We start from the raw sequence: 26,396 nt of genomic DNA on the forward strand, positions 1-26,396 counted from the left end.
GACACATGTAATCCGGAATGAATTATACGCTGATCACAGCCGAAATGCCAACCTCAATTTTTAGCAAAAACGTGCATTTTACGCGTAATAGCCTAATTTTAACGGACTTTAGTCACGTTTTCTTTGTCCCGCATCACTTTGATGGCGAATTTCGGAAGTGCAAGCATTCGGCCAGCCCGGCTAGGTTCGCGAAGCAGACGGTAAAACCATTCCAGTCTTAACTTTTGGAACACTTTAGGTGCACGTTTGGTTCTCCCCGATATCACATCAAAGCTGCCTCCAACCCCCATGGTAACGGGAATTTGAAGCACGTCTTTGTACTTGTGAATCCACGGTTCCTGCGTATCTGCCCCACGTGCAACAAACAGAAGATCAGGTGCAGCTTCACGGATGGAAGCGACAACCTGCTCGTCCTCAGCCGGACCAAAATAACCGTCACGATAACCTACAATTCGAATCGCCGGATATTGCTCTTGTAACCGAACTGCCGTTTCTTGAATCACGTCGGGTGTGGAACCGAGCAGATACACGCCCCACCGATAGTTTTCTCCAACACGCAGCAATTCATGTAAAAGCTCAAATCCAGGCACCCGTTCTGCCACAGGCTCCCCACAATAATTGGCAGCCCATACAACGCCTGTTCCATCGGGAACAATCATTTCAGCAGACTGCATAACCTTCATCATTGCCGGATTCTCCAGCGCGGCCATGACCATGATCGGATTAGCTGTGATGACTTGGTGCGGCTGCTTCGTGAGCACTGCTTGGCGTAGAACCTCCACCGTTTCTTTCATCGTTAATTTGGAAAAAGGAATACCATAGATCGAAACGGTAGGTATTGGTCCGGTCTGATTCATCTTATTTCACCCTTTGCGGCCTAAATATTTAATAATTTGCTGTGCAGGCACTCTGGCCTCCTGCTTCAATTCGGTAATGCTTTCTTCATGTTCCTTCAACCACTGTGAACGCTGATCCAACAGGTGAGCCACCGTTTTCGCCAGTTTATCCGCATCCAGCGCTTCTGTACTGCCCACGGATTCACTATCCAAACGCAGCATGAACTGATCGATCTTCGGATCATACGAGATACCAACGGGTGGGACATACTGTGAAGCTGCATAGATCAGACTGTGCAGACGCATGCCGATAACGACATCACAATTACTGACTTCCTGCAGCATTAGCTGTGGATCAGTGAGATCCTTGGTAATGCTAACTTCGCTGCCCTTGTTACCCAAATCACCGAGCATTTCCATGACAAAACGTGAAGCCTGTTCATCATTAGGCAAGTGAAATGGCATAAAGCGCAAGTGAACGGCCTTTTTGGAGCATAGCTTCTTCAAACCAGCAGCAATGGCTGTGAGCTCTTTACGATCCGATTCCCAGAAACGCACGGAAATGCCGATCACCGGGAGTTTAGTATGAACGCTTGCTCCCTTAGCATTAACCACGATCTTCTCGGTAGAAGTTGTTTGCTCAGTAGATTTTTCAGATGATTCTTCAAAAGGAGTTTCAGCTGAGTTTGAAAGTTCGATATTCGGTTTCACAGAACTTGCATCTTCCGTTTTAGCCTCAGGCAGTGGCAGACCCATCACCGGGTCAGGGACCACATGAATCTGATTCCACTGCAATCCGAGCCCACGCAAATATTCAGCGGATTGTTCATCACGCACAGATACATAATTGCAGGCCTTGAAGACCGAACGAATCATTGGATTAAAAATTTTGCGATTTACAGGTCCAATACCCTGCGCATAGATAAATGTTGGCTTTTTCAACCATTGGGCCAGTTTGATGACACCCAAGTAGTAAGGGATGGATTTCAGTCCGGTTGCATCCTGCAGCAGACTTCCTCCTCCGCTAATTAAACCATCACTTTCCTTGATCGCTTCGCGAACCTCCTTCAACTTCATCCGATGTACTGAACGTACACCGTACATTGAAGTGGTCGACTCCGGGTCACCGGAGAGCACAATCGGCTCAATCGTGACGTTCGATCTGTGGCTCTCCTCTTCCAGCGCGGTCAAGATTGACTTAAGTACCGCTTCGTCTCCGCTGTTGTTGAATCCGTAATATCCCGAGATGACTAACTTTTGAGAAGTGGTGACCATTTTTTCCAACATCCTTCCGCTACTTGCCACACACCCACAGCAACGATACCGAAGATTAAGCCAAGTCCCAATCCCATCACTCCACGAATGAGTGACAATACAGCTGGCGTATGGATATGCGCGAACGTATCCACCATGGACAATTGTCCAATTGCTGCAATAATGAGCACAAAGATGACTTTACGATATTTTAAAGCGGCGAACACGCCAACGATAAACAGCGGGTGTCCCAGCATAAATTCTTTGAATCTTGGCCGCACGCCGAATGTATCTTCCAGTGTTGTACGCAGGAACATCTCGAATGGTGTAACCGAACCCGAGTTGCCTGTACGGCTCAAATAATAGTATCCAACCACAGCAGCAACCAATGCCAATACAACCATTAATACGTTAATCGGTGTACGCAGAATCTCCTTAATTTGTTTAATGGAGAACGTACCCGAACCACGGTAAAACAAAATATAAATCGCAACAAGCCCCATCGGTGCAAAGTGTAACAGGCTCACGCCTCGGAACTGGTTGATCACCAGACTGTACGTAATGCTGTTCAGCAATGCGATGACAAAAGGCACCGCCAGGAACGAAAGAATCGACGTTCTTACATATAAGAATATCGTTTGTGCCAATCGACGACCCGCTGAAGCGTCAGGCTGACGCTGTTGCTGATAGTTCACTGTACGAACCGCGAGCACCATCGCAATGGTTGGCGCGCTAATTGCGACCAGCAAGGCAATTCCTTGCTCCAGCAACGTCGGTTTGAGCAAGAATAAACCGGCACTACCCACCAGAGCCAGAGCAAATACCAGCAATGTAAGCAGTGGTACAAAATAGGAAACCATAATCGTAATCATTGCGATTGCACCAATCAGGGCAACCAGCTTGGCATAACGCTGAATGGAAGAATCTTTAACCGTGAACGCTTCAGCTTGTCCCAGTTCGTAGCCATGTTTCCCCATACGTTCAATCGCATGACCAGGTTCACCCAAACTATTGATTAGATTATCAATTGGATTGGTGATCATGGCTTTGGCTGTATTCCGACTTGGCGAAGCATTCATATAGAGCATACGAATGTTGCGGTCTTTGGTAGCCAAAACAAAACGGTCAGCAATAGTGTCTACATCCAGATTGGCGTCCCCGTCACTTAAGGAGTACAGACGAGTTACATTGTAGTCAATTTTATAGGAGAGAGTCTCAAAACCGGATTGTGGTTTCTTCAAATTCTCAATAGCCGCCAGACCAATATGGTGCTTATTCAGCAACTGAGCGAACATATCGAGACTCTTCATCTCTGCATTATCATTGTACCCTTTCACAGCATCGCCATCAAACAAGATGCGCTTTACCCCATTCTCTTCGAAGAAGGTAAGCAGGCGTTCCATGGATTCCTGATTGTAAGGAACGCTGTCTGAAATCCGCGGCAAAATGTAAAATCCTTTATCACGCAGCATCTTCACGGCAACTGGATCTGGCTGCAAAGGCTGCATGTTCGCATTCTCCGGTGGAGTCTGCAATATTAAGCCGCTACGACCTTCATATTCCCATGGAACCACAGGAATCTCCCGATCGGCGAACGTTTGTTCAATGATAGGAGTATACGTTTGTGCATTTTCCTCGTTGGTGAACAGCACATACGTGTAATTATCGTTAGAAGGAATGACATTTTTAGTCATATTCGCAATATCCTGCCCGTTATACACCATCAGACGGCGGGACTTCTTCAACTCATCCAGTGTACTTTCGAACACCGCCATGGTTGTCACTCCGGCATCTTTCAAACGAGTCAGCTGCTCATTCATGAAGTCTTGCGGATGGGCCTGATAAGCCGAAATATCCAATAGACCCCGATAATTGAAGACAAGCTCCACCTTTTTGGCGGAAGATTCCGTCTGCACCCGATCACTGATGACAGGGATGGAAGCAATCAAACCGATAATGACAACAATCCACAGCCACTTCCGGGAAGCGGTATTCCAATAAAGCCATTTTTGACGCACTACATGTACCTCCTCAAGTGTTGGAACCAAATACACGTTCAGCTCATGATTTTCATTGCAATATAGTGAATAAATACCGGATAAACACAGCTTGTGTTAACCAACGTGCATCTATCCGCAATTCATCCAAAATAGACATAGACATTCACCCTTTTTACCTAAAAGAAAAGCCCCTCCGCCAACCAACCTTACGGTGCGGAGAGGCTTTCTCATGTTCTTGCTCAGTACTGCATTCGTATTTATTGTGCGTCTACACGCGTCATCACTGTAGTTGCCAGACGTTCGATACGGCTTTCCGCGTCTTCCAAGCTCTCTCCACGCACGGCGAAGTACACTTTAATCTTCGGTTCTGTTCCCGAAGGACGCAGGCAGAACCATGATCCGTCTGCCAAAATATATTTCAGAACGTTCTCTTTAGGCAAGCCATCCAAGCCAAGGGAGTAATCCAGCACATCTTGTACAGCGATACCGGCTACTTCTTGTGGCGGATTGGAACGCCAGTCGGTCATTTTCGCCTGAATTTGAGCTACGCCATCCTTGCCTTTCAGCGTACGGGACTCCAACTTCTCCAGAAAATATCCGAATTGGCTGTACAGCTCTTGCAGGACATCATAGAGAGTTTTGCCTTGGTTTTTATAATAAGCAGCTGCTTCAGCAATCAGCATCGCCGCCAGGACAGCATCCTTGTCACGTGCGTAGCTGCCTGCCAGGTAGCCATAGCTTTCTTCATAACCGAACAAGAACGTATGACTGCCGGTTGCTTCGAACTGGTTCATTTTTTCACCGATATATTTGAAGCCTGTCAGGGTGTTCATCACTTCTGCACCGTAATGCTCGGCAATGACCGCTCCCATCTCGCTGGTTACAATCGTTTTGACAACCGCGCTGTTTTTAGGTAGTTTACCCGTCTCTTGCAAGCGGCTTAACACATAATGCACCATGATGGCTCCGGATTGGTTACCTGAGAGTACGAAATACTTGCCATCATTATTTTTAACTACCGCACCCATGCGGTCTGCATCCGGATCTGTACCGATCAGAATGTCCGCACCCACGGATTCACCCAGCTTCATTGCGAGTGTGAACGCTTCGCGTTCTTCCGGGTTAGGGGATTTCACAGTTGAAAATTCAGCGTCTGGTTGTTCTTGTTCTGCTACAATGTGAACCTGCTCGAAACCGATTTGTTCCAACACACGTCTTACAGGCACATTTCCTGTTCCGTGCAGAGGAGTGAAGACGATTTTGAAATCACGGCCGACGCCGGATTGAATCAGATCACGACTGAGACTCAGGCTGGCAACTGTATCAACAAATGCCTGATCTTCCTCTTCTCCAAGCCATACGAGCAATCCTTGGGCTTCGGCTTCTTCTTGCGTCAGCTTTTTCACATCCGCGAGGGAAGGAACTTCCTGAATGTATTGGATGACTTTCTCCGCTTCGTGCGGTACCAGTTGGCCACCCTCATGGTTGTACACTTTGTAGCCATTGTATTCAGGAGGATTATGACTTGCCGTCACCACAATACCGCCGGTTGCTTGCAGATGACGTACACTGAAGGAAAGCTGAGGCGTAGGACGCAGGGAAGTAAACAGCTTAGCTACAATGCCATTCCCAGCCAGAACCAGGGCCGCATCCAGTGTGAACTCAGGTGAGAAATGACGGGAGTCATGTGCGATCACTACAGAAGGCTTACCTTCTTTGTCGCCATGTTGCTCCAGCAAATAACGCGCAAACCCTTGCGTTGCACGACCCACGGTATAACGATTCATCCGGTTGCTTCCCGCTCCAATTACACCACGCAATCCACCTGTACCAAACTCCAGATTTCTGTAGAAACGATCTTCCAGCTCTTTCGGCTGATCCTGCAAATCACGAAGCTCCTGTTTCGTCGCTTCATCAATCGAAGCATCCTCCAACCACTGCTGCAATGTTTGTGCTGCTGTTCCGCTTAACTGTTCCATTCCTGCAAACCCCTTCCTTCTATATAAAATTCAATTGAGTTCTGAACTATACAATCATTAGCTTGGGTCAGACAGTGCGAACATGATCTCGCCTTCAGCTACCACTTTGTCGCCCACTCTGGCTGTAGCTTTGCCTTTACCAATGGAACCTTTAAGACGCGTAATTTCCACTTCCAGCATCAACGTATCTCCAGGCACAACTTGTCCACGGAAACGGAAATTATCCAGTCCCGCCAAAAAGCCGATTTTGCCTTTGTTGCCTTCCAGATTAAGAATGGCTACTGCACCAACTTGTGCCAGTGCTTCTGTAATCAACACACCCGGCATAACCGGATACTCTGGAAAATGACCAATGAAGAAAGGTTCGTTAATGGTTACATTTTTTAATCCAACGGCACGTTTGCCATCCTCTAACTCTACAATCTTGTCCACCAGCAAAAATGGGGGACGGTGCGGAATAATTTCTTGAATCTGTTTGATGTCGAGCACAGTGTAATCTCCTCTCAGGGTCATTTATATGAGAATTCTCCATCATGGACTGACGTCAAGCGCAATAGCGGTCGTTACGGTTACGGATCGTTCTTTCGATCGCTGTTGTCCCCGAATTTTCTGATACATTTTAGAGTGGTCTAAAATTCGGTGACAAAGGCGAGCGCTTCGCTTCTTCTGAACGATTCCGTCCCCTCCACTTACTTTAGTGCGGAAGCCGTCAACCCCAACATGATCAAGTCGATGCTCATATAAATGTGGTTTTCATTTAATTGTGTATGAAAAGCATATTTTCAGTTAACACTAGTTATATCCTTCATGACTGCAGTAGTGAAGGTTGAGATAAGGGGTCTCTCTTCGCGATGACGAAAGTCTTTCGCAGGGGAGGCCTCTTTTGCTGTGAAACGTCATCCATCATTATACTGTTTTCAACGCCAAAAAGAAAACTCCTGCCTGCGCAGGAGTTTCGCATATATCGTTCATCTACGGAGCGAACACCAAATCATATACATGTTCCCATGTACTCCACTGCAATACGGAACCGATATCCTGTTTGCCCAGTACCACGTAGCCAGCCACCAATCCGCCAGCGAGGGCAAGAACAAGCAGGACCGGAACCAGAAACCATCTTGCGATGCGCCATCCACTCTTCTTCTTGACTTTCGTCTTATCCGGCTTGCTGTTCTGCTGCTGTGTATCTGTCATCACATTCACCTTTTATGCTCTCATATTGTTGGCGAGACCCGCCATGGAATCACTGGATGTTAACGCACGTGCCGCCAGTTGGTAAGTTCGCTGTCCTTGCATCAGCAAAGCCATCTCCTGGGTCAAGTCCACGTTGGATTGTTCAATGTAGCCTGCACGAATCATAGCTGTCGCTTCACGTGTAGCAGCATTGGCTCCAAATACATCATTTTCGGTTAGACCAGCATCCAGACCAAACAAGTTATCTGCATACTGCACAAGCCCTTCCGGGCGCTCGATATCAACGAGTTGCAGTTGGGCACCAATCGTTGCATTGGCTTCATTGCCACGACGGATCAACAGATTGCCTTTTTCATCAAAAGCAACCTTGCTGTTATTCGGTGCCGTAATGCGATTACCTTGACGATCCAATGCAAAATGGCCTTCCCCATTGACCAATACCATCATGTCTGGTGCATTGGGATTCGTTTTGGGTCTTGTATCAGGGACAAAATGGAATGCGCCTTGACGCGTCCACATTTTCTCACCATTTGCTTCAACGGCAAACATCGCATTGCCTTCAATCGCCAGATCGGTAGGGTTGCCTGTCTCATTGAGCGTACCTTGAGTCATATCCTTTGTCACATCCGCTAAACGTACGCCAAACCCGAGATTATATCCCATTGGGGTTGAGCGTCCATCCAGCTTATACTTATCCGGCTGCTGCTGCACTCGGGTCAGTACATCCTCGAAGGCTGCTTGCTTACTCTTATAGCCTGCCGTATTCACGTTGGCAATATTATCGGAAATGACATCCAGACGCTGCTGTATTCCGGTCATGGAGACCATTGCACTAATCATGGAATTATTCATTCGGTGGTTACCCTCCCCTGGTTCTACCCTCCCAAACACTCCCTGGTAGGGAGGGCCCCAGATGGCGCTGCCCTCTGGACTCCCGAAACAGGCGGAGTAGGTAAGTAAGGTACGATCTTGCTAAGTGACGGTGGTATGTGTGCGCCGCGACTGCCCAGCTATGATTCTCGCCATGGTTTCACATGGCTGAATCACAGCTGGGCACGCTCTTTATGCTGCGGGTAGCTCCGCGTGGTCTCTCCTTGCTTTGCTTCGCAAAGGACTGTCGAGACCGTCGCTGCGCTAAGGGTACTGCTGCGCAATCTCGCATAGGCTCGGCTGCGTTTAGGCTTTACGCTCCGCGTGGTCTCTCCTTGCTTTGCTTCGCAAAGGACTGTCGAGACCGTCGCTACGCTAAGGGTACTGCTGCGCAATCCTCGCATAGGCTCGGCTGCGTTCAGGCTTTGCGCTCCGCGGGTCTCTCCCTGCTTTGCTTCGCAAAGGACTGTCGAGACCGTCGCTGCGCTTGGATTACCGCTTCGCGTGAGCCTCTCTGCTTTGCTGCGCAAAGGGCGTTTGGCTTTTCGCTACGCGGTTATATTGGTATGTCGGCGTTATACACGCCCAACTTCATTAACCGCTTTATCCAGACTACGGTCGTAGAATTGTACGACCTTCTGGTTCGCTTCATATGCACGGAATGCGGCGTTCATATCCACAGTTGCCTGTGATGCATCCACATTGGAGCCTTCCAGGTAGCCCTGACGGATCTGCACATTATCACCGGCAGCCAACATCCGTGCAGTTGCTCCATTCTGATCATTCAGGCTGAAATTACCATCACCTTGACGTACCAGTTGGTTGGGTTGATCGATGACGCTGATTCCCAATGTAACTCCTGTCGGTACACCCGTCTCTGCATTGACAAGACGACCTTGCTCATCCACTTTAAATTGGTCTACTGCACCTGTCAACACAACGGGTTGTCCATTATTATCCAATATCTGTGATCCCGTTGAGCTCAACAGCTGTCCTGTTCCTGTAACCTCGAAGTGACCATCACGCGTATATCTTGTGTTACCTTCTGCATCCTGCACTGTAAAATACGCTTGAGGCTGGTAGGTTACTGTACCATCAGCCCGTACAAATTTGCCTGAACCGTCAAACGAGATAGGTTGTCCTGTCTGTGGATCATTCACGGCCAGATTGGACGAAATGGAAAAATCACTCTTTTGCCCAGTTTCCATAATGGCTCCCTGCAAATTCATGGACAAACTTTCTTCCGCGAACACACCCGTGTTCAGCTTGCCCAGCCGCTTCGTCGGAAGATTGGCATCTCCGCCTACCAACGTAATGAGCATTTCCGGAAAAGAACGGCTTACGCTGTTCACTTGTTTATATCCCGTTGTGTTCATATTTACGATATTCTGCGTTGCGGTGTCATGGCGGCGTTGCTGCGTAATCATTCCCGCCGTAGCGGTGTACAGACCTCTTAACATGTATTAACCCCTCTCCTCAAGCGCTTGTCCTGCATAACAGGATAACTGCTTGTCCGTTCTTCTCCCGAGCCTGGGCGAACCTTTGCTTTTTATATCGGCAGATTAGAACTTTTTCTTAACCACCTGATCCAAATTATTCAACATAATGCCTGTACCTTTGACGACACAATGCATCGGATCCTCTGCAACCCATACCGGTACATGCAATTCATTGGACAACAGTTCATCCAATCCGTTCAGCAAAGCACCCCCGCCTGTCAACACGACACCTCGATCAATAATATCTGCTGACAATTCTGGTGGCGTCCGCTCCAATACCGACTTGGCTGCAACGATGATGGATTGCACGGAATCCCATAGCGCTTCCTGCACTTCATTTCCCGACACCGTTACGGTAACAGGCAACCCGGATACCATATCCCGTCCGCGAATGTCCATCTCCGTCTGACGTCCGCCCGGATGTACCGAACCAATCGCAATTTTGAGGTCTTCGGCTGTACGTTCACCGATCATGAGCTTGTATTTGGCTTTGATAAACTTGGTAATCGCTTCGTCGAACTTGTCCCCTGCGACTTTAATAGAAGAGGCGGTGACTACGTCGCCCATAGACAGGACTGCAACGTCAGTCGTTCCGCCGCCGATATCCACGACCATATTGCCGCTCGGCTGAAAAATATCCATTCCCGCACCGATCGCTGCCGCTTTCGGCTCTTCTTCCAGAAATACTTCTTTGGCACCGCTGCGCTCAGCAGCCTCACGGATAGCCTTCTGCTCCACGGAAGTAATGTTGGTTGGTGCACAGATCAAAATACGCGGGCGGCTGTGCCAGCTTCTTGCTCCCACACGATTAATGAAATGTCTAAGCATTGCTTCCGTAATTTCGAAGTCCGCAATAACACCGTCACGCAGCGGTCTAATGGCAACAATGTTACCTGGAGTACGCCCCACCATACGACGCGCTTCTTCCCCAACAGCAAGGACCCGCTTCGTATCGCTTTCAATGGTCACGACGGAAGGTTCATCGAGGACAACCCCACTTCCTTTCACGTGAATAAGCACGTTCGCCGTGCCAAGATCAATACCGATATCCTTGCTAAACATAAAAGAGCCCCCAAAGTGATATTATTTGGTCAGCGTATCCTGTGAAAAAGAGTCCCTTATCACGTCACCGCTCGTTCGACAAAGTGCAACATATATATGTAAAAATCGGGCTGATAAGATGTCATAATTCGATCCTGTACCAGCTTTTAACATATCATACTTCAGGGGAGGGATTCAATGCATGTGTGAGCTTTTTAGCCTACGTCTTTCCGCAGGTCCTTACGATTTAGCCGAAGCCAGCACCTCGCGTTTTTTACCGCTTGTTTTTTTGTATTTAATTTTGGTCGCTTCACCGCCCCGCAAATGACGGATGGACTTGTGATACTCCAGAATGTGTTTCACCTGGTCAGCAAGATCAGGGTTAATTTCCGGCAGACGCTCCGTCAGATCCTTATGCACAGTACTCTTTGACACGCCGAATTCCTTGGCAATGGTACGGACCGTATTCCTCGTCTCAACAATGCAGCGACCAATTTTTATGGTCCGTTCCTTGATGTAATCGTGCACGCTCCCGCCTCCCTACTGTGTGGATAGTTTGGTACATTATATGAGGAGCATGCCTATATATTCGCGGTTTAAAGGTGTGACAAGCTTCGAAGGTCCCATTATTTTCTGAAAAGCACAAAAAGAGCAGAGGAGAATTCCCTCTGCCCGTCATGTTGCTGCGATAAAAATCATTTATTTTTCCGGAAGATATCCTTGCGGGTTAACCGGTTGTCCGTCTTCGTAAACTTCAAAGTGAAGGTGGTTGCCCAGCGTTTTTTCCAGTTCATTGACGCCAGCCGATGCAATTGCATCTCCTTGCTTCACTTCATCATCCTGTTTTACTTTGACGTCAGCCAAGCTTTGGTACACGGTTTTGAGGTTATCACTATGTGTGATTTCCACAACTTGACCTGTCAGCGGGTTTTGTTCAACCCGGGTCACTTTTCCGCCGAGTGCTGCTTTGACTTCAAACGTTTTGTTATCCCCGCGTGCCAGATCTACACCCGTGTTCGGAATAAATGTGTCATTGTACTGCACCATCGCTGCTTCATGTTCCTCCGTAGACGCTTCGTTGTCATAGAAAGGTTTAACTACCGAAACTTCTGAAGGAACCGCTACCGGCCATACAAAATTCTCCGACTTTGCAACAACTTCCACACTTTCCTGCTCTCCGTTTACCGCTGTTCCTTCTGTGCCCGATGCGCCTGTTTCTACTACCCCACTCGTAGGATCCGAGTTCAGCGTTTTTTCGCCTGTGCCCTGATAGACCCACACTAAGGTTAGTATAATGCCTGCTGCTGCGATGTAGGCTGCCGGGAAGACCCAACGTTTGGACATTGCTCTTCTCCATGAAGAGGGCTGGCTAGCCGGTACTCCTTGAGTTGTTTTAGGAGTTTCTTCTTGGACTGTTTTTTTGTTTTGTTCATTCATCTTGATCACCTCAGTAACAAGTGTTACCGGGTGCAACTCTTTTATACACGCGCGACTCTAATTATTTTCACGAAACTTTCAAAGAGTGCTATATAAGGCGAGATTGGGGTGTTACACTGGACCACTCCGCGTTCAGAACAACCTTTCGACCGCTGTTACTCCCAGATTTCTTCTATCACCTTCTTCAAAGGTGAAATCCGGGAGTAAAGGCGGACGCTTCGCTCCTACAGGTTTTTTCTGAACTCTCCGTTCCGGTGTAACTATGATCAGCCTGATATAGCCAAGTCTTGAAGGCTCCGGAAAGGGGGGCGGTAGAGAAACCTGGATTGGCTGTAATGGCCGATCCTTCTATGAAATGAGTTGATGAAAGCAATTTAACGTGATTATAGGTGGATGAGATTAGCTCTATTTCGCGATATAAGATGTCTGAGAATCGTTAGAGTGTTCCGGTAGAGTAGCAAGAAGCGAAAGAGCAGGGCGGCAGAGGCCGCTCTAATGGTTATTTCTACCGCACAACAATTCGAGAGCAATCTACTACCGGAAACTTCCTAACAACACTGTGCATTTTATTGAAAAAAGAACACTATTCCCAGCAGATTTTACTAAAAGCATCTAACGAACCTGATCAGCGCTATTGCGGCATTTCACGTCCGTTGGGTCATATAACGAATCTCAGAAACGCTATTCTCTGGATTACTGGGATATTTCGATGTAATTGCAGCTTTTCTGCGGAATTAGCTTCTCTGAGATTCGTTAGAATTTCTATTGTTCAACATAAGGCCTAATAAGATGTTTGAGATTCGTTAGCCCTCCAACCGGGAAGAAGGAGAGCCTACATAGATCACTGTTAAACAACTGCTTATCTCCTTATATTCATTCGTTTCAGTTTCCTACTTCGATGCCAGCATCTTGGATGCCTGTCCGAAGGAGATACCGGTGTAGTAGTGTTTGAGAATCTGGGTCGCGGTGTGACCCTCCTGTGCCATGCCGTTGGCTCCCCACTGGCTCATACCCACCCCGTGACCGTATCCATAGGTTGTAAGCTGAACCTCATCCCCGTCCGTCTTCCAACTGAACTGGCTGGATCTCAGCCCAAGCAGCTTTCGAACCTCTGGCCCGCTAAACGTTTTTCCTGCAATCTGTATCTCCTTAATCCGATGGCCCTTTGTAGTAGATAAAACTTCCATCCATGAGCCACTCTGCTGAGCTGTAACCGGGATGGAGCTCGCCCCGAGATTCAACTTCTGGAGAATCTCACTGCGCTTCATTGTAATCGTTTCTTCAAAGCCTGGAGCCAGGTTTTTATCCCACGGACTACTTACACTTTGCAGGTAAGGTACAGGGTTGCCCCATACATCCTCTGCATTTTCCGTATATCCATTACTTGTGGAGAAAAAGGAGGCGGTAATCGCCTTGCCCTGATATGTCATGACGGCATCCTGGCTTTCACGAACAGCCTGCTGCAGCTTCTCCCATTCCTTCGCTTTCCCCAGGCGCGTCCAGTCCGCTTTTACTTGTTCAGGTGGTATAAACACCTGATGACTCACCGTATCCGTCACATCGGCTCCTCCTGAAGGTACACCGCTTGTATCGTTTGCCGCCAGCCTTCTTACGATAAATGTCCTGGCTGCAATGGCCTGCGCCTTTAGAGCTTCCAATCTGAACTCAGCTGGCATCTCGGCAGCGACCACTCCCGTAACATAATCTTCAAGTGGCAGGTTCATCGTCGTACCGGTTGCAGACAGGTACACCCTCACCTTAGGTTCTGGGTAGGTTACTGGCACCGCTGGCGAAGGTGCTGGAGTCGTTATACTGCCTGTACCAGGTGGGACAGGGATCGGTTTAACAGGATCATTCGCCCGCGGCCAGACCAGAATGGCGGGGATCAGCAACGCGAGAGCCAGTACTGCAGAAACAGCCGCTGCCGGCTGCCAGCGAGTGTTGTTCTTGCCCCATCTGCGGCCTCGGCCAAACGTACGCATTCGTCGGCGCTTCACACGACGAAACTGGTCCAATTCAATGACGGGCATGTGTACCCGCATTGCAGCTTGCCCGGCTGACTCCTGTTTCGGGCCAGGCCGTCTAGGAGATGTTCGTATCGTTTCTTCTGGGACAGTTCTGATGTTCGTTGAAGCAAGCTTGTCTTTTTCCACACCGAAACCAGCATTCCCTTCAGGTTCCTTCACTTGTGGACGAGGCACAAGAGGTACCTTAACCTGCACACGGGCTTCTTTCATTTTAATATAACCCTCCGTTGTCCATGGCCGGTCAAAGTGCCGGTCCTTTTGTTCAAATCCATAGTTTAGGGTATGAGCCTGCCCGATCTGATAGAACCTGATTTAAGAGAAACGAAGGCATTCCATATGTGGTTACTTCTAACTTACTCCTGTTATGTATTATTCAAAAACGTTGATCTGTCGCGGTATTCCGTTACATAGGGCACGCCCCCTCCCACTAAAAGCATGCTCTTTCATTCTGTTCAGAATTGGTACAGAATATGATGTTATGCTATATAAGTTAGGACCAGCTATTAATAGAATCAGGTACTGATTCAGTGGATCGTAGAACATAAAAAAAAGCCAAGCCATATGGCTTAGCTTTCGAATTTAAATTAGTTGACGGGAGATGCTCTCGTAACCACAATTCACACTGATTGATGTGTGATTGATCCTACGCAGAGCAACGACCATCGTCCCAGTGGACGTTAAGCCCAGGTCGGTTGTACTTTGAACATCGGTACTTCTTCCCCGACTTTTTCGTTCGATGCTTTAACTGCATCCAGCTTAGGCTCTTCCACCGAAATACGATAAATGTCGGCTCCGAGTCCGTTAAGCTTCTCAGCGAGATGGACGTAGCCACGGTCGATGTGATGAACACCGCCTACTTCTGTTGTACCTTCGGCAACAAGACCCGCAATAATGAGTGCGGCACCCGCACGCAAATCGGTAGCTGTCACTTTGGCACCCTTCAGCTTGGCATTACCCGTGATGATGGACGAACGTCCTTCAACTTTGATCTCCGCATTCATCAACTGGAATTCATCCACATGCATGAAGCGATTTTCAAAAACAGTCTCTGTCACAACACTGGTTCCCTCAGAAGCAAGCAAGAGTGCCATCATCTGGGATTGCATATCGGTAGGGAAGCCTGGGTATGGTAATGTTTTCACATCCACAGCCTTGAGCGGACGATCCGCAATAACGCGAACGCCATTCTCGTCAGGATGAATTGTTACACCCATCTCTTCCATCTTCGCAATAACAGAACCCAAATGGTCTGAAATCGCACCTTCGATATACACATCGCCACCGGAGATTGCAGCAGCAGCCATGTAGGTACCTGCTTCAACCCGATCCGGAATTACCGTGTGCTTCACACCAGACAGTTTCTCCACACCTTCGATGCGGATGACTCCTGTTCCGGCTCCCCGCACTTTGGCACCCATTCCATTCAGGAAATTGGCAAGATCCACAATCTCTGGCTCTTTTGCCGCGTTCTCCAGAACAGTTACACCTTCAGCCAATGTTGCAGCCATCATAATATTTTGAGTGGCACCAACGGAAGCCACATCCAGATAAATTTTCGCGCCACGCAACCGTCCTTGGCTGCGAGCTTCTATATAGCCTTGGCCCAAGCTGATCTCAGCGCCCATGGCTTCAAAACCTTTCAAATGCTGATCAATTGGCCGTGTACCGATGGCACATCCACCAGGAAGTGAAATTCTTGTATGACCCATACGCGTCAACAATGGCCCCATGACCAGAAAAGACGCCCGCATTTTACTTACCCATTCATACGGTGCCTCACAGGAAGTAAGTTTCTCCGCATTTACGGTAATCACTTCGTCCCGGTATGTAACACCCGCTCCCAGCGATTCCAACACCTTGTTAATCGTCATCACATCGTCTAGAGGAGGAGCGTCAATAATAACGCTTTGTCCTTCTTCCCCTAAGAGAGAGGCAGCGATGATCGGAAGAACAGAATTTTTAGCGCCGCTAACTTTGACACTTCCGGTCAACCTTTTGCCACCGCGGACGATAAATTTGCTCATCATGGTTCCCTCCGCGCTTTTATTCCCTTTTCTTCATTCCGGAATACGTGAGCCCTTCTGTAATAGAAAAGACTGTTGCTGTGTGTGGAATTTCGACATAACCTGGCAAATAATGCCCTTGATGTCTATTCAGAAAAGAATTGGTTTATGATCCATATCGATGATACCACGTGCATTGCATGATGCCTTCCGACTTGTAAATATACTGCCTACAGGCCAGCAAGCATCTGAACAGACAGATTGGGATGATTATTAGCCGGATTCAACCGGATATCCCGTTTATAACCACAAAATAAGTGAACAATTGTGAATTCCCTAACTTCCATCATAACATTGTTGAATTGTACGATACAAGCATTTTTACATAAAACATCTCAAATTCATCCAATTACACGTCACACTTTTCACTTAATTTCTTTTGCCGACAACTCATACTCTAATTGTTAACACAATTAATCGATGTTATTCGACATTGAACTGCTTGAAGAACCTAACAGATGATTAACCAACCATCTCGACATTAAAACAAATTGCGCAACATTTGTGTCCATGACAAATAGTCAATGACAAAACCTGAAACAGCGTGCCCCAGTATAATGGCCAACAATAAGTGTAACAGTCTTCCCTGTGCTCCTCGTGGCTGCCTGATAATTAAATCCAGCTTGAGATTCTGCAAAGCCCACCACGCCAACGCTATACATAAAAGAGAGACGATAATTGAGACTAAGCCATTCGTACTTAATGTCTGGTTCAACTGATTCGTCAGGTCAGTATCCATATATTCATTACCTCCACATTTGTTGCAGCGATCAGCATAATTATGCCTGACATTCATAACTTGTTAGAACAATGGAATGACTTGAACACAACATACTGAGTTTACTGTCGGACTTACTCCTGTTATTCAGGAAATCTGGATGCCCAATCACGGAGCAGCAACTACTTGGCTGTGAATGACTATGGAATTCATCAACGCAGCTTCCTGCATCTGCTGACTCTATGGAATATAGGCTCTTTCATCATACATTGTCAATTACATTGATTTCCACTTAGATCATATTTTAAATTCAAAATGCCGGGATTTTGTGACTAAAACGACATAAAAGAGCGCTATTTCGATATCGATCCTGTCATTTCCTCGGAAATAATTTGGAATTTCGTCGTTAAAAATGGTTCCAACAGTGATCATTATCGCCACGACTTTAGTCCTACATTCTATTCAACTGCCCATAAACGGTGAATACAATTAACTTTATTTACCGTTAAATTTCGTGCTTCAGCTGAAGATTGCATCCGTATATTTTACTGTAACTGGAAAAGATAACGCTCTGAAAACTCAAAAAAGCCCGGCAGACTAAGCCGCCAGGCTCCAATGAACAGTCTATTTGCCGTATACGTTGATCCGGTTAACCGCTTTTTGCAGAGCAATCTCTGCCCGGCGGTGATCAAAATGGTCCTGATTGCTTTGGCTACCAAGACGGCGTTCTGCCCGCTCTTTCGCCGCACGCGCACGGTCCACATCGATATGTTCCGGGAATTCGGCACTTTCTGCGAGGACAACAACCTTATCCTTACGGACTTCGATAAACCCGCCGCCAATAGCGACGCGTTTATTCTCTTTACCGTTTTTGATATAGATTGGTGCAATTTGCAAAGGTGTAACCATAGGGATATGACCTGGCAGAATGCCCAGCTCCCCTTCAATGCCACGAGCTGTGATACTATCCACTTGTTCTGAATATACCAGACGCTCAGGCGTTACAATTTCCAACAAAAAGGTGCTCAATTCCATCCCTCCTGAAACTATCCGATAGCTCGCTTCATAAGGACAATCCTGGATTCAGATTATACCAGTGTTTTAGCTTTCTCCACTGCCTCTTCAATCGTACCCACGAAGAGGAAAGCTGCTTCCGGAAGATCGTCGTGCTTGCCTTCGAGAATTTCTTTAAAGCTGCGCACCGTTTCTTTAACCGGAACGTATTTACCCGGAATACCGTTAAATGCTTCAGCAACGTGGAATGGCTGGGACAAGAAACGTTGAATCTTACGAGCACGGTAAACGAGCGCTCTGTCTTCCTCACTCAGCTCGTCCATACCCAGAATCGCAATAATGTCTTGCAATTCATTGTAACGAGCCAAGATGCGTTTAACGCCTTGAGCTACGTTGTAATGTTCTTCGCCTACAACTTCAGGGGACAAGATCCGGGAGCTGGATGCCAGCGGATCTACCGCAGGGTAGATACCCATCTCGGAAATTTTACGTTCCAGGTTCGTCGTTGCATCCAAGTGGGCAAACGTCGTTGCTGGAGCCGGGTCAGTATAGTCATCCGCAGGCACGTAGATGGCCTGGATGGACGTTACAGAACCTTTTTTAGTCGAAGTGATCCGTTCTTGCAGTTGACCCATTTCCGTTGCCAGCGTTGGTTGGTAACCTACCGCGGAAGGCATACGTCCGAGCAAGGCAGATACTTCTGAACCTGCTTGGGTGAAACGGAAGATGTTATCGATAAAGAGCAACACGTCACGGCCTTCTTCATCACGGAAGTATTCCGCCATGGTCAGACCTGTGAGGGCTACACGAAGACGTGCGCCTGGAGGCTCGTTCATTTGTCCGAAGACCATTGCTGTTTTGTTGATAACGCCGGAATCACTCATCTCGTGATACAAGTCATTACCTTCACGTGTACGCTCACCAACACCTGCGAATACGGAGATACCACCGTGCTCTTGTGCGATGTTGTTGATCAATTCCTGAATCGTTACGGTTTTACCTACACCGGCACCACCGAAGAGACCGATTTTACCACCTTTGGCGTAAGGAGCCAGCAAGTCGATAACTTTGATTCCTGTCTCCAGCATTTCAGCCTGGGTAGTCAGTTCATCAAATGCAGGAGCCGAGCGGTGAATCGGATTTTTATGTGCAGCAGCTACAGTGCCGCCAGTATCAATAGCTTCGCCGAGTACGTTAAATACACGACCCAGTGTCGCTTCCCCGACTGGTACAGAGATTGGAGCTCCTGTATCTACGGCTTCCATACCACGAACGAGTCCATCCGTGGAGGACATCGCGATACAACGTACCCGGTTGTCACCCAGATGCTTTGAAGCTTCGAGTGTAAGATTCACACTTACGCCGCTTTCGCTTACTGTAGTGATCGTAATGGCATTGAGGATTTCCGGCAGACCGCCGCGATCAAACTCGACGTCAACAACCGGACCCATGATGCTCACAACGCGTCCTTTGTTCATCTTAACGTTCCCCTCCTACAAGCCTGCTAGTTTTGCAGAAATAATGTTCCGTTCTCTCATATCTCTGCACTGCAAGCCTTCATTAATAAAAAACGGTTAGCCTTGTGCTGCGTTGGCACCTGCCACTATTTCCGTAATCTCCTGCGTAATCGCCGCTTGACGGGCACGGTTATACGTCAATGACAAGTCGTTAATGAGTTTGGATGCATTTTTGGTTGCATTACCCATCGCCGTCATTTTCGCTCCCAGCTCACTCGCCTTACCGTTCAGAAGTGCACCATAGATCAGCGTTTCCGCATAACGAGGTAGCAAAACTTCCAGTACAGCTTCCGCTGAAGGCTCATATTCGTAGCTTGCCGTTGGTCCTTCCGCAGCAGTTACCTCAGGTGTCTCCATCGGAAGAAGGCGCTCTACCGTAGGAATCTGGGTCAACGCATTCACAAAGCGGTTATAACAAATGTACAACTCATCAAATTTAGCCAGCTCAAACCCTTGAACAGCCTCGTGTGCAATGGATTTGATATCTGCAAATGCTGGTGAATCGGATAGATCCGTTGTAACGGATGCCATCGCAATTTCGCGCCGTCTGAAATAATCGCGTCCTTTACGCCCAATGACGAATAATTCGTAATCATCCTGAGAATTGTGGCGCTCTTTGAGCGTCAGATTGACCTGACGCAAAACGTTGGCATTGTATCCGCCCGCAAGTCCGCGGTCCGATGTAATGATCAGATACGCTGTCTTTTTAACCGGACGGCTCTCCAGCATCGGATGCTGAATACCTTGCGTGCTTGAAGCAATACTAGCCACAACTTCTTTCAGTTTCTCCGAATAAGGACGGGCTGCCTCAGCTTTCTCCTGCGCTTTACGCAGTTTAGCGGCAGCTACCATCTCCATTGCTTTGGTGATCTGCTTGGTGCTTTGTACGCTTTTAATTTGCCGCTTTATTTCGCGCATGCCTTTTGCCATGATTTCACCACCTTAAAGTTTTGACGAAGTCAAAACTACATCGTAAGCATAATCTTACTTTGACAACGTCAAAGTTACTTCGTAAACCTATCAAAACTTGGACAGCGTCAAAGTTTTGCATGCAGACATGCGGAATCGGTTAGACAACTCCGCAGCTGCATATCATCTATTTAGACGGAGACAGCAAAGCTCTTTCTGAACTTCTCGATAGCACCCTTCAGCGCATTCTCATTGTCTGCAGTCAATTCTTTGGTATCACGGATGGATTGAAGAATCTCAGGATGGCTGCTCTCCATGAACGCGAGGAATTCGTGCTCAAAACGAGTCACATCACCTGTAGGAATTTCATCCAGGAATCCTTTAACCGCTGTGTACAAGCTGACTACCTGTTGTTCTACAGGCAGAGGCTGGTTCACACCCTGCTTCAGAATTTCCATCATACGAGCACCACGATTCAGGCGGGCCTGAGTCGCTTTGTCCAGATCGGACCCGAACTGGGAGAACGCTTGAAGCTCACGATATTGAGCGAGGTCGAGACGCAGGGAACCTGCAACCTTTTTCATCGCTTTGATCTGAGCAGAACCACCAACCCGGGATACGGAAATACCTACGTTGATCGCAGGACGTTGTCCAGCATTGAACAGGTCAGCTTCAAGGAAGATTTGTCCGTCCGTGATGGAGATTACGTTCGTCGGGATGTATGCAGATACGTCGGAAGCTTGTGTTTCAATAAACGGCAGTGCGGTTAAAGAACCACCACCAAGTTCATCATTCAGCTTCGCAGCACGCTCCAGCAAACGGGAGTGCAGATAGAAAACGTCACCTGGATATGCTTCACGGCCCGGAGGACGACGAAGCAGCAAGGAAAGCTCACGGTATGCGGAAGCTTGTTTGGTCAAGTCATCATAAATGACCAGAACGTGCTCACCTTTGTACATAAAGTACTCACCCATCGAACAACCGGAATACGGTGCGATGTACAAGAGCGGTGATGGGTCGGATGCTGCCGCAGTTACAACAATTGTGTACTCCATAGCGCCTTTACGACGAAGAGTTTCCACAACTTGTGCAACTGTAGATTGTTTTTGACCGATAGCAACATAGATACATTTCATGCCGCTGCCTTTTTGGTTCAGGATGGCATCTATTGCGATCGATGTTTTACCTGTTTGACGGTCACCGATGATCAACTCACGTTGTCCACGACCGATTGGAACCATGGCATCAATCGCTTTGATTCCTGTTTGCATCGGCTCATGAACCGATTTACGATCCATTACGCCTGGTGCTTTACCTTCAACCGGACGGAATTCCGTTGTTGCGATTGGCCCTTTGCCATCCACAGGAATACCGAGTGGATTAACAACGCGTCCAATCAAAGCTTCGCCAACTGGCACTTGCATGATTTGACCGGTACGTTTTACTTGGTCGCCTTCACGAATATCATAGTAAGGTCCCAGGATAACGACACCGACATTGCTCTCTTCCACGTTCATGGCGAGTCCCATAACACCGCTTGGGAATTCAACCAACTCATTGGACATAACGTTCTCAAGTCCGTATACACGAGCGATACCATCACCGACTTCAATAACCGTCCCGACTTCGACTACATCGATATCGGTCTTGTATTGTTCGATTTGGCTCTTAATTAATGTACTGATTTCTTCTGGTTTGATACTCAAGTGTCCTCACCCCAATCTACTGTACTCGTCTGTTAAAAGACTGCTCAAGACGTTCGAGCTTGCCAGCCAAGCTGCCGTCATAGATCGTATCGCCAATGGCGACCTTCAATCCGCCCAGCAGAGTCGGATCAACAATATTCTCGATACGAATCTTTTTATTCACACGGCCACCGAATTCACGGGCTACCGCTTCTTTTTCTTCATCATTCAATGCATAAGTCGAGTAGACGCGCGCATCAGCTATGCCGAGCGACTCGCCTTGGATCTTCAGATAATCATTCAGCAAAGCTTCCAGCAATTCAACGCGTCCGCGCTCAATCAACAGCAGCACGGTGCGAAGGACAGGTTCGGATACCTTGCCATCAAGGCTTGAATGAAGCACATTCTGCTTGGCTTCATCAGAGATGTTCGGAGATACGATAAATTTTTCAATATCAGCATCCCCGGTCAATGCACTAACAACCGCACGCAGTTCCTGTTCAACTTGAAGTACCTGCTGTTGCTGAAGAGCAACTTCGAACAATGCTTTCGCATAACGCTTGGCAACTATCGTATCGCGGCTCATTGTCGGCCTCCTACCTCATTGAGGTATTGGTTCACAAGTTCCTCTTGTGCAGGACCGTTCTCAACTTCTTTTTTGATCAATTTGGAAGCGATTTGAACGGAAGCTGTACCCAGTTCGCTGCGAAGCGCTGCGACCGCTTTGTTCTTCTCACTCTCGATCTCACGTACAGCATCGTCTTTGAGACGATTAGCTTCTGCTTTCGCATCAGCCAGGATCGATTCGGCTTGTTTGCCGCCCGTTTGTTTGGATTGTTCAATAATGTCGTAAGCATCTTTGCGCGCTTGCTCCAGAGCTTGTTTTTGTTCCTCCACATAGGCAATGGCCTGTTCCCGAGTCTGAGCAGCCTCATTCATCTGCGTCATCACGAGTTCACGACGTTTTTCCATAATGGAGAACAAAGGACCGAAAGCATAACGGCTAAGCAGCCAATATAAAATTACAAATGCAATCATCGCAAGAAGCGTATTTTCCCATATGAAACTCAATCTGTTCACTCCTTCCTGGAGGTATCCTTGAAACGTCATCCGTTAGAACGGACATTACCTAAAAAGAAGGCGCGGATGGCTATGGCCTTCCCCGCCAAACCTGTATCGATTTAATTAAGCCATACCATAGAACATGAACGCCAATACCACACCGATGATCGGCAATACCTCGATCAGACCTACACCGATAAACATTGTTGTTTGAAGAGTGGATTTTGCTTCCGGTTGACGGGCAATCCCTTCCACCGTTTTGCTGATTACCATACCGTTACCAATACCTGCGCCAAACGCGCCCAGTCCTGCAACAATTGCTGCTGCGATTAATGCCATTGCTCCCATTTGTATATCCTCCTTAAAATGTTAAATCGAATTTTTTATTGTTCAGCCTGGTGAAGAAATCTTCGTAGGGCTTGAAACTTAATGTTCGTCATGCGTCTCGATGCTTTGTGAAATGTACACCATCATCAAGATTACAAAAACAAATGCCTGGATTGCGCCGATAAAGATACTAAAGCCCTGCCACACCATAAGCAACGGAATCGCTGCAATGGCACCAAACACTTTGAATGTGGTCAGCTTCAGGATCGTTGTAATCAGTACCTCGCCCGCGAAAATATTCGCGAACAAACGCATTCCGTGTGTTAGCAGCTTGGATGCCGTCTCAATCAGGTTGATCGGCAAGAACAAGGCGAACGGTTTAAGATAATGTTGCAGATATCCTCTTGTGTTACGGAACAATCCCAGTCCATGAGACACCAGGAATGCTACGAGTGCCAATCCCATCGTTACAGACAAGTCAGCTGTCGGTGATTTCCACCAGGCCAGCTCAACGTGCGGGTGTGCTTCAGGGTCCTTGGCATGCGCTTCTTCAAACGCGTCTACTGCCGTAACAATCGGTTGACCGAACACCTGCGCATGTTCTGCGCTATCCACCGCGGTTACCGCCTGAAACGGAAGACCGAGCATGTTGCCTACAAAAATGAACATAATCATGGAAAGAGCGAGAGAGATAAAATGTTTCCCTTTCTTCATGTCCATCGTGCTGGAAATCAGATTGCGGACGAATTCTACTGCCCACTCCATAAAATTTTGCAGCTTGCCGGGATTTTCAACGGATAATCTCCGTGTTGCCAGTACAGCAAAAATAAAAACAAGTGCACCTGTTACAACCAGCATCAACAGAACCGATAGATCCAGTCGAAATCCGCCAAGCATAATAATTGGAGCTTCATGCATATTTTTCTCACCCCTTTCTCGACTTGAAAGCTGCAGCACCTAACATCATTCTGCTCTGCGGGAATAGACGATCCCTATAATCAGTAAGGAAAATTGTGCAAGGACCAGACCGCCTGCAACCGCATATGTATTGAAGTACTGCGGAAAGCGCATCGATATGAAGATACCGAGCACTGCGAGTGCCGCTCTTGTCAAAAATCCCAGGTTCACACGCTTCAAGTTACCTTCTGCCGCATCATCCGACATTTTCCTTACTTTGTAGCCCAGGTAAAATGCATTTATCCAGCTAATTCCTGTACCCAGGGCCAGTCCCAAAGCAATTGTCTCCACACGTGGCATAAAGGCCGCAGCGAGAAAACAAATCATAAGAAAGTACATGATGAAAACAGTCATCATTCTGCGGTATCTGGTTAGTTCACTCATCACTTTCCCCCATGAATTTTTTCGCGATAAAGTAGATGCTTACACCGCCCGCCGCCAAGAAAAAGAGAACGCTTACGGCGATCCATATTCCGTTACCTCCGATGGTCTTGTCCAACCAGGAGCCAACGTAATATCCAGCAACAGCGAGAATGGCAATCTCGATTCCAAAAGCTGTCACGAGCCCCATTGCTTTCCACACATTATCATCATGGTTACGGGATGAATTTGGTTTGTTCGAATCGGCCATTTTCCACGCCACCCTTGCAATCCCAGTTAATTTTACTGAATGATGAGAGCCTTTGTCAATTGAATGATTTTAGTGTTTTAAAGGGGAAAACGACGGGATTACAGGCCCTCAGAGCCCATAAACCCGCGTAAACCGTACAGTTTAACTGTATGCTGTACCCTTTATAAATCCGTCAGAAAAAATGAATTATTTTTTGAATTTTCTGTGAAATGATTCCGGACGTTCACTATTCACACCAAAATGATGCAAAATCGCATTGACAATTCTTTCCGAAGCATGTCCATCTCCATAAGGATTGGCCGCTTGACTCATGCTTGCATACAGTGTTTCGTCTGTAAGCAGAGCTCTGGTCCGCTCATATACATGTTCCTCTTCGGTACCCACCAGCTCCAGTGTTCCAGCCTCGATTCCCTCCGGACGCTCCGTTGTGTCCCGCAGAACGAGAACAGGCACACCAAACGAAGGTGCTTCTTCCTGCAAACCGCCTGAATCTGTCAGAATCAAGTGCGTATGCGGGTAAAAGTTATGCAAATCCACCACGTCTAGTGGATCAATAAGTTGAATACGGGGGTGATTCCCCAAAATCGCGTGAGCCGGCTCCTTCACAGCAGGACTTGGATGCACCGGGTACACGATGGCAATATCCTCAAACTCGTCGGCAATCCGTTTGACAGCCTGGAAAATGTTACGGTGAGGCTCGCCTTGGGATTCACGGCGGTGAGCTGTCATCAGCACAAGACGCTTGCCCTGTGCCCAATCGAGTACCGGATGTTTATAATCCTGCCGTACTGTATATTGAAACACATCTGTTACCGTATTGCCTGTGACATACGTACTAGACTCCGGTTTATTTTCTTTGGCAAGGTTGGAAGACGACCAGTCCGTAGGCGCAAAATGCAAATCAGCAAGCACCCCGGTTAACTGACGGTTCATTTCTTCCGGGTATGGAGAGAGCTTGTTCCACGTCCGGAGGCCCGCTTCCACATGCCCCACCTGGATCTGTTGCAGGAACGCAGCATAGCTGGCTACAAACGTTGTCAGCGTATCCCCGTGAACCAATACGATATCCGGCTTTGCTTCACGCAAAACCGGCTCCAGACCTCCCAGCACACGAATCGTAATTTCATTCAGCGTCTGGCGGTCTTTCATCACATCGAGATCGTAGTCCGGATGAATATCGAATACCTCAAGAACCTGATCCAGCATCTGACGATGCTGTGCAGTAACGCAAACGATCGATTCAATAGATTCGGGATGTTTCTGCAGTTCCAAAATAAGCGGAGCCATCTTGATGGCTTCCGGGCGCACCCCGAATATCGTCATGACTTTAATTTTCTTGGACATTGAAGCAAAGCCCCTTTTCTATTCAGCATGCA

At 47.7% G+C, this 26,396-nt stretch carries 25 protein-coding genes; all 25 read right to left on the reverse strand.

Annotated elements, in window-relative coordinates; translation table 11 throughout:
* Positions 1 to 98 precede the first annotated feature (98 nt).
* The gene (locus tag Q0V21_RS18995) at positions 99 to 857 is read right to left on the reverse strand and encodes a WecB/TagA/CpsF family glycosyltransferase (RefSeq protein WP_079350337.1); all 759 of its coding nucleotides are present in this window, start codon (positions 855 to 857) and stop codon (positions 99 to 101) included.
* 6 nt (positions 858 to 863) lie between these two features.
* Positions 864 to 2,111, reverse strand: coding sequence for a polysaccharide pyruvyl transferase CsaB (csaB, locus tag Q0V21_RS19000; RefSeq protein WP_301880105.1), 1,248 nt, complete (start codon positions 2,109 to 2,111; stop codon positions 864 to 866).
* Positions 2,087 to 4,108, reverse strand: a complete 2,022-nt coding sequence (locus Q0V21_RS19005; protein ID WP_301880106.1) for a DUF5693 family protein — start codon at positions 4,106 to 4,108, stop codon at positions 2,087 to 2,089. Before Q0V21_RS19005 ends, csaB begins: the two co-directional genes overlap by 25 nt.
* Positions 4,109 to 4,347: 239 nt before the next feature.
* Complete coding sequence (locus Q0V21_RS19010) at positions 4,348 to 6,069, reverse strand: phospho-sugar mutase (protein ID WP_024632704.1); 1,722 nt, start codon at positions 6,067 to 6,069, stop codon at positions 4,348 to 4,350.
* A 57-nt stretch (positions 6,070 to 6,126) separates the two neighbouring features.
* Entirely contained in the window at positions 6,127 to 6,558 is a 432-nt protein-coding gene (fabZ, locus tag Q0V21_RS19015) for a 3-hydroxyacyl-ACP dehydratase FabZ (protein WP_024632705.1), read from the reverse strand.
* Between the two features lie 483 nt (positions 6,559 to 7,041).
* A complete protein-coding gene (locus Q0V21_RS19020; RefSeq protein WP_301880107.1) occupies positions 7,042 to 7,263 on the reverse strand; it encodes a DNA-directed RNA polymerase subunit beta in 222 nt (73 codons plus the stop codon).
* Positions 7,264 to 7,275: 12 nt separating this feature from the next.
* The gene (locus Q0V21_RS19025) at positions 7,276 to 8,115 is read right to left on the reverse strand and encodes a flagellar hook-basal body protein (RefSeq protein WP_024632707.1); all 840 of its coding nucleotides are present in this window, start codon (positions 8,113 to 8,115) and stop codon (positions 7,276 to 7,278) included.
* A 593-nt stretch (positions 8,116 to 8,708) separates the two neighbouring features.
* Positions 8,709 to 9,593: a flagellar hook-basal body protein gene (locus Q0V21_RS19030; protein ID WP_301880108.1), complete on the reverse strand. Its 885-nt coding sequence runs from the start codon at positions 9,591 to 9,593 to the stop codon at positions 8,709 to 8,711.
* 102 nt (positions 9,594 to 9,695) lie between these two features.
* Entirely contained in the window at positions 9,696 to 10,694 is a 999-nt protein-coding gene (gene mreB / locus Q0V21_RS19035) for a rod shape-determining protein (RefSeq protein WP_024632709.1), read from the reverse strand.
* Between the two features lie 219 nt (positions 10,695 to 10,913).
* Positions 10,914 to 11,201, reverse strand: a complete 288-nt coding sequence (gene spoIIID / locus Q0V21_RS19040) for a sporulation transcriptional regulator SpoIIID (RefSeq protein ID WP_024632710.1) — start codon at positions 11,199 to 11,201, stop codon at positions 10,914 to 10,916.
* Between the two features lie 171 nt (positions 11,202 to 11,372).
* Positions 11,373 to 12,110 (reverse strand): M23 family metallopeptidase, encoded by a 738-nt coding sequence (locus Q0V21_RS19045; protein WP_024632711.1) that lies wholly within the window; start codon positions 12,108 to 12,110, stop codon positions 11,373 to 11,375.
* Between the two features lie 890 nt (positions 12,111 to 13,000).
* Positions 13,001 to 14,347: a stage II sporulation protein D gene (gene spoIID, locus Q0V21_RS19050; protein WP_301880114.1), complete on the reverse strand. Its 1,347-nt coding sequence runs from the start codon at positions 14,345 to 14,347 to the stop codon at positions 13,001 to 13,003.
* Positions 14,348 to 14,814: 467 nt separating this feature from the next.
* Complete coding sequence (gene murA / locus Q0V21_RS19055; RefSeq protein WP_024632713.1) at positions 14,815 to 16,161, reverse strand: UDP-N-acetylglucosamine 1-carboxyvinyltransferase; 1,347 nt, start codon at positions 16,159 to 16,161, stop codon at positions 14,815 to 14,817.
* Between the two features lie 520 nt (positions 16,162 to 16,681).
* Positions 16,682 to 16,939, reverse strand: coding sequence for a DUF1146 family protein (locus Q0V21_RS19060; RefSeq protein WP_024632714.1), 258 nt, complete (start codon positions 16,937 to 16,939; stop codon positions 16,682 to 16,684).
* A 603-nt stretch (positions 16,940 to 17,542) separates the two neighbouring features.
* Positions 17,543 to 17,947: a F0F1 ATP synthase subunit epsilon gene (locus tag Q0V21_RS19065; RefSeq protein ID WP_079350329.1), complete on the reverse strand. Its 405-nt coding sequence runs from the start codon at positions 17,945 to 17,947 to the stop codon at positions 17,543 to 17,545.
* Between the two features lie 59 nt (positions 17,948 to 18,006).
* Entirely contained in the window at positions 18,007 to 19,410 is a 1,404-nt protein-coding gene (gene atpD / locus Q0V21_RS19070; protein ID WP_024632716.1) for a F0F1 ATP synthase subunit beta, read from the reverse strand.
* Between the two features lie 96 nt (positions 19,411 to 19,506).
* The gene (atpG, locus tag Q0V21_RS19075; RefSeq protein WP_024632717.1) at positions 19,507 to 20,379 is read right to left on the reverse strand and encodes an ATP synthase F1 subunit gamma; all 873 of its coding nucleotides are present in this window, start codon (positions 20,377 to 20,379) and stop codon (positions 19,507 to 19,509) included.
* 170 nt (positions 20,380 to 20,549) lie between these two features.
* Positions 20,550 to 22,064 (reverse strand): F0F1 ATP synthase subunit alpha, encoded by a 1,515-nt coding sequence (gene atpA / locus Q0V21_RS19080; RefSeq protein WP_024632718.1) that lies wholly within the window; start codon positions 22,062 to 22,064, stop codon positions 20,550 to 20,552.
* Between the two features lie 16 nt (positions 22,065 to 22,080).
* Positions 22,081 to 22,629 (reverse strand): F0F1 ATP synthase subunit delta, encoded by a 549-nt coding sequence (locus tag Q0V21_RS19085; RefSeq protein ID WP_079350327.1) that lies wholly within the window; start codon positions 22,627 to 22,629, stop codon positions 22,081 to 22,083.
* Entirely contained in the window at positions 22,626 to 23,114 is a 489-nt protein-coding gene (atpF, locus tag Q0V21_RS19090; RefSeq protein WP_079350326.1) for a F0F1 ATP synthase subunit B, read from the reverse strand. Before atpF ends, Q0V21_RS19085 begins: the two co-directional genes overlap by 4 nt.
* A 114-nt stretch (positions 23,115 to 23,228) precedes the next feature.
* Positions 23,229 to 23,453 (reverse strand): F0F1 ATP synthase subunit C, encoded by a 225-nt coding sequence (atpE, locus tag Q0V21_RS19095; RefSeq protein WP_017691934.1) that lies wholly within the window; start codon positions 23,451 to 23,453, stop codon positions 23,229 to 23,231.
* Positions 23,454 to 23,531: 78 nt separating this feature from the next.
* Positions 23,532 to 24,350: a F0F1 ATP synthase subunit A gene (atpB, locus tag Q0V21_RS19100; protein ID WP_024632721.1), complete on the reverse strand. Its 819-nt coding sequence runs from the start codon at positions 24,348 to 24,350 to the stop codon at positions 23,532 to 23,534.
* Between the two features lie 45 nt (positions 24,351 to 24,395).
* Entirely contained in the window at positions 24,396 to 24,773 is a 378-nt protein-coding gene (locus tag Q0V21_RS19105) for an ATP synthase subunit I (RefSeq protein WP_079350325.1), read from the reverse strand.
* Positions 24,766 to 25,020: an AtpZ/AtpI family protein gene (locus Q0V21_RS19110; RefSeq protein ID WP_079350324.1), complete on the reverse strand. Its 255-nt coding sequence runs from the start codon at positions 25,018 to 25,020 to the stop codon at positions 24,766 to 24,768. The genes Q0V21_RS19105 and Q0V21_RS19110 overlap by 8 nt, the downstream gene beginning before the upstream one ends.
* Positions 25,021 to 25,206: 186 nt before the next feature.
* Positions 25,207 to 26,364, reverse strand: a complete 1,158-nt coding sequence (gene wecB, locus Q0V21_RS19115; protein ID WP_079350323.1) for a non-hydrolyzing UDP-N-acetylglucosamine 2-epimerase — start codon at positions 26,362 to 26,364, stop codon at positions 25,207 to 25,209.
* Positions 26,365 to 26,396: the final 32 nt, after the last annotated feature.

Origin of the sequence: Paenibacillus sp. 11B (assembly GCF_030487755.1) — a bacterium.
In the GTDB taxonomy this organism is placed as follows: Bacteria; Bacillota; Bacilli; order Paenibacillales; family Paenibacillaceae; genus Paenibacillus; species Paenibacillus vandeheii.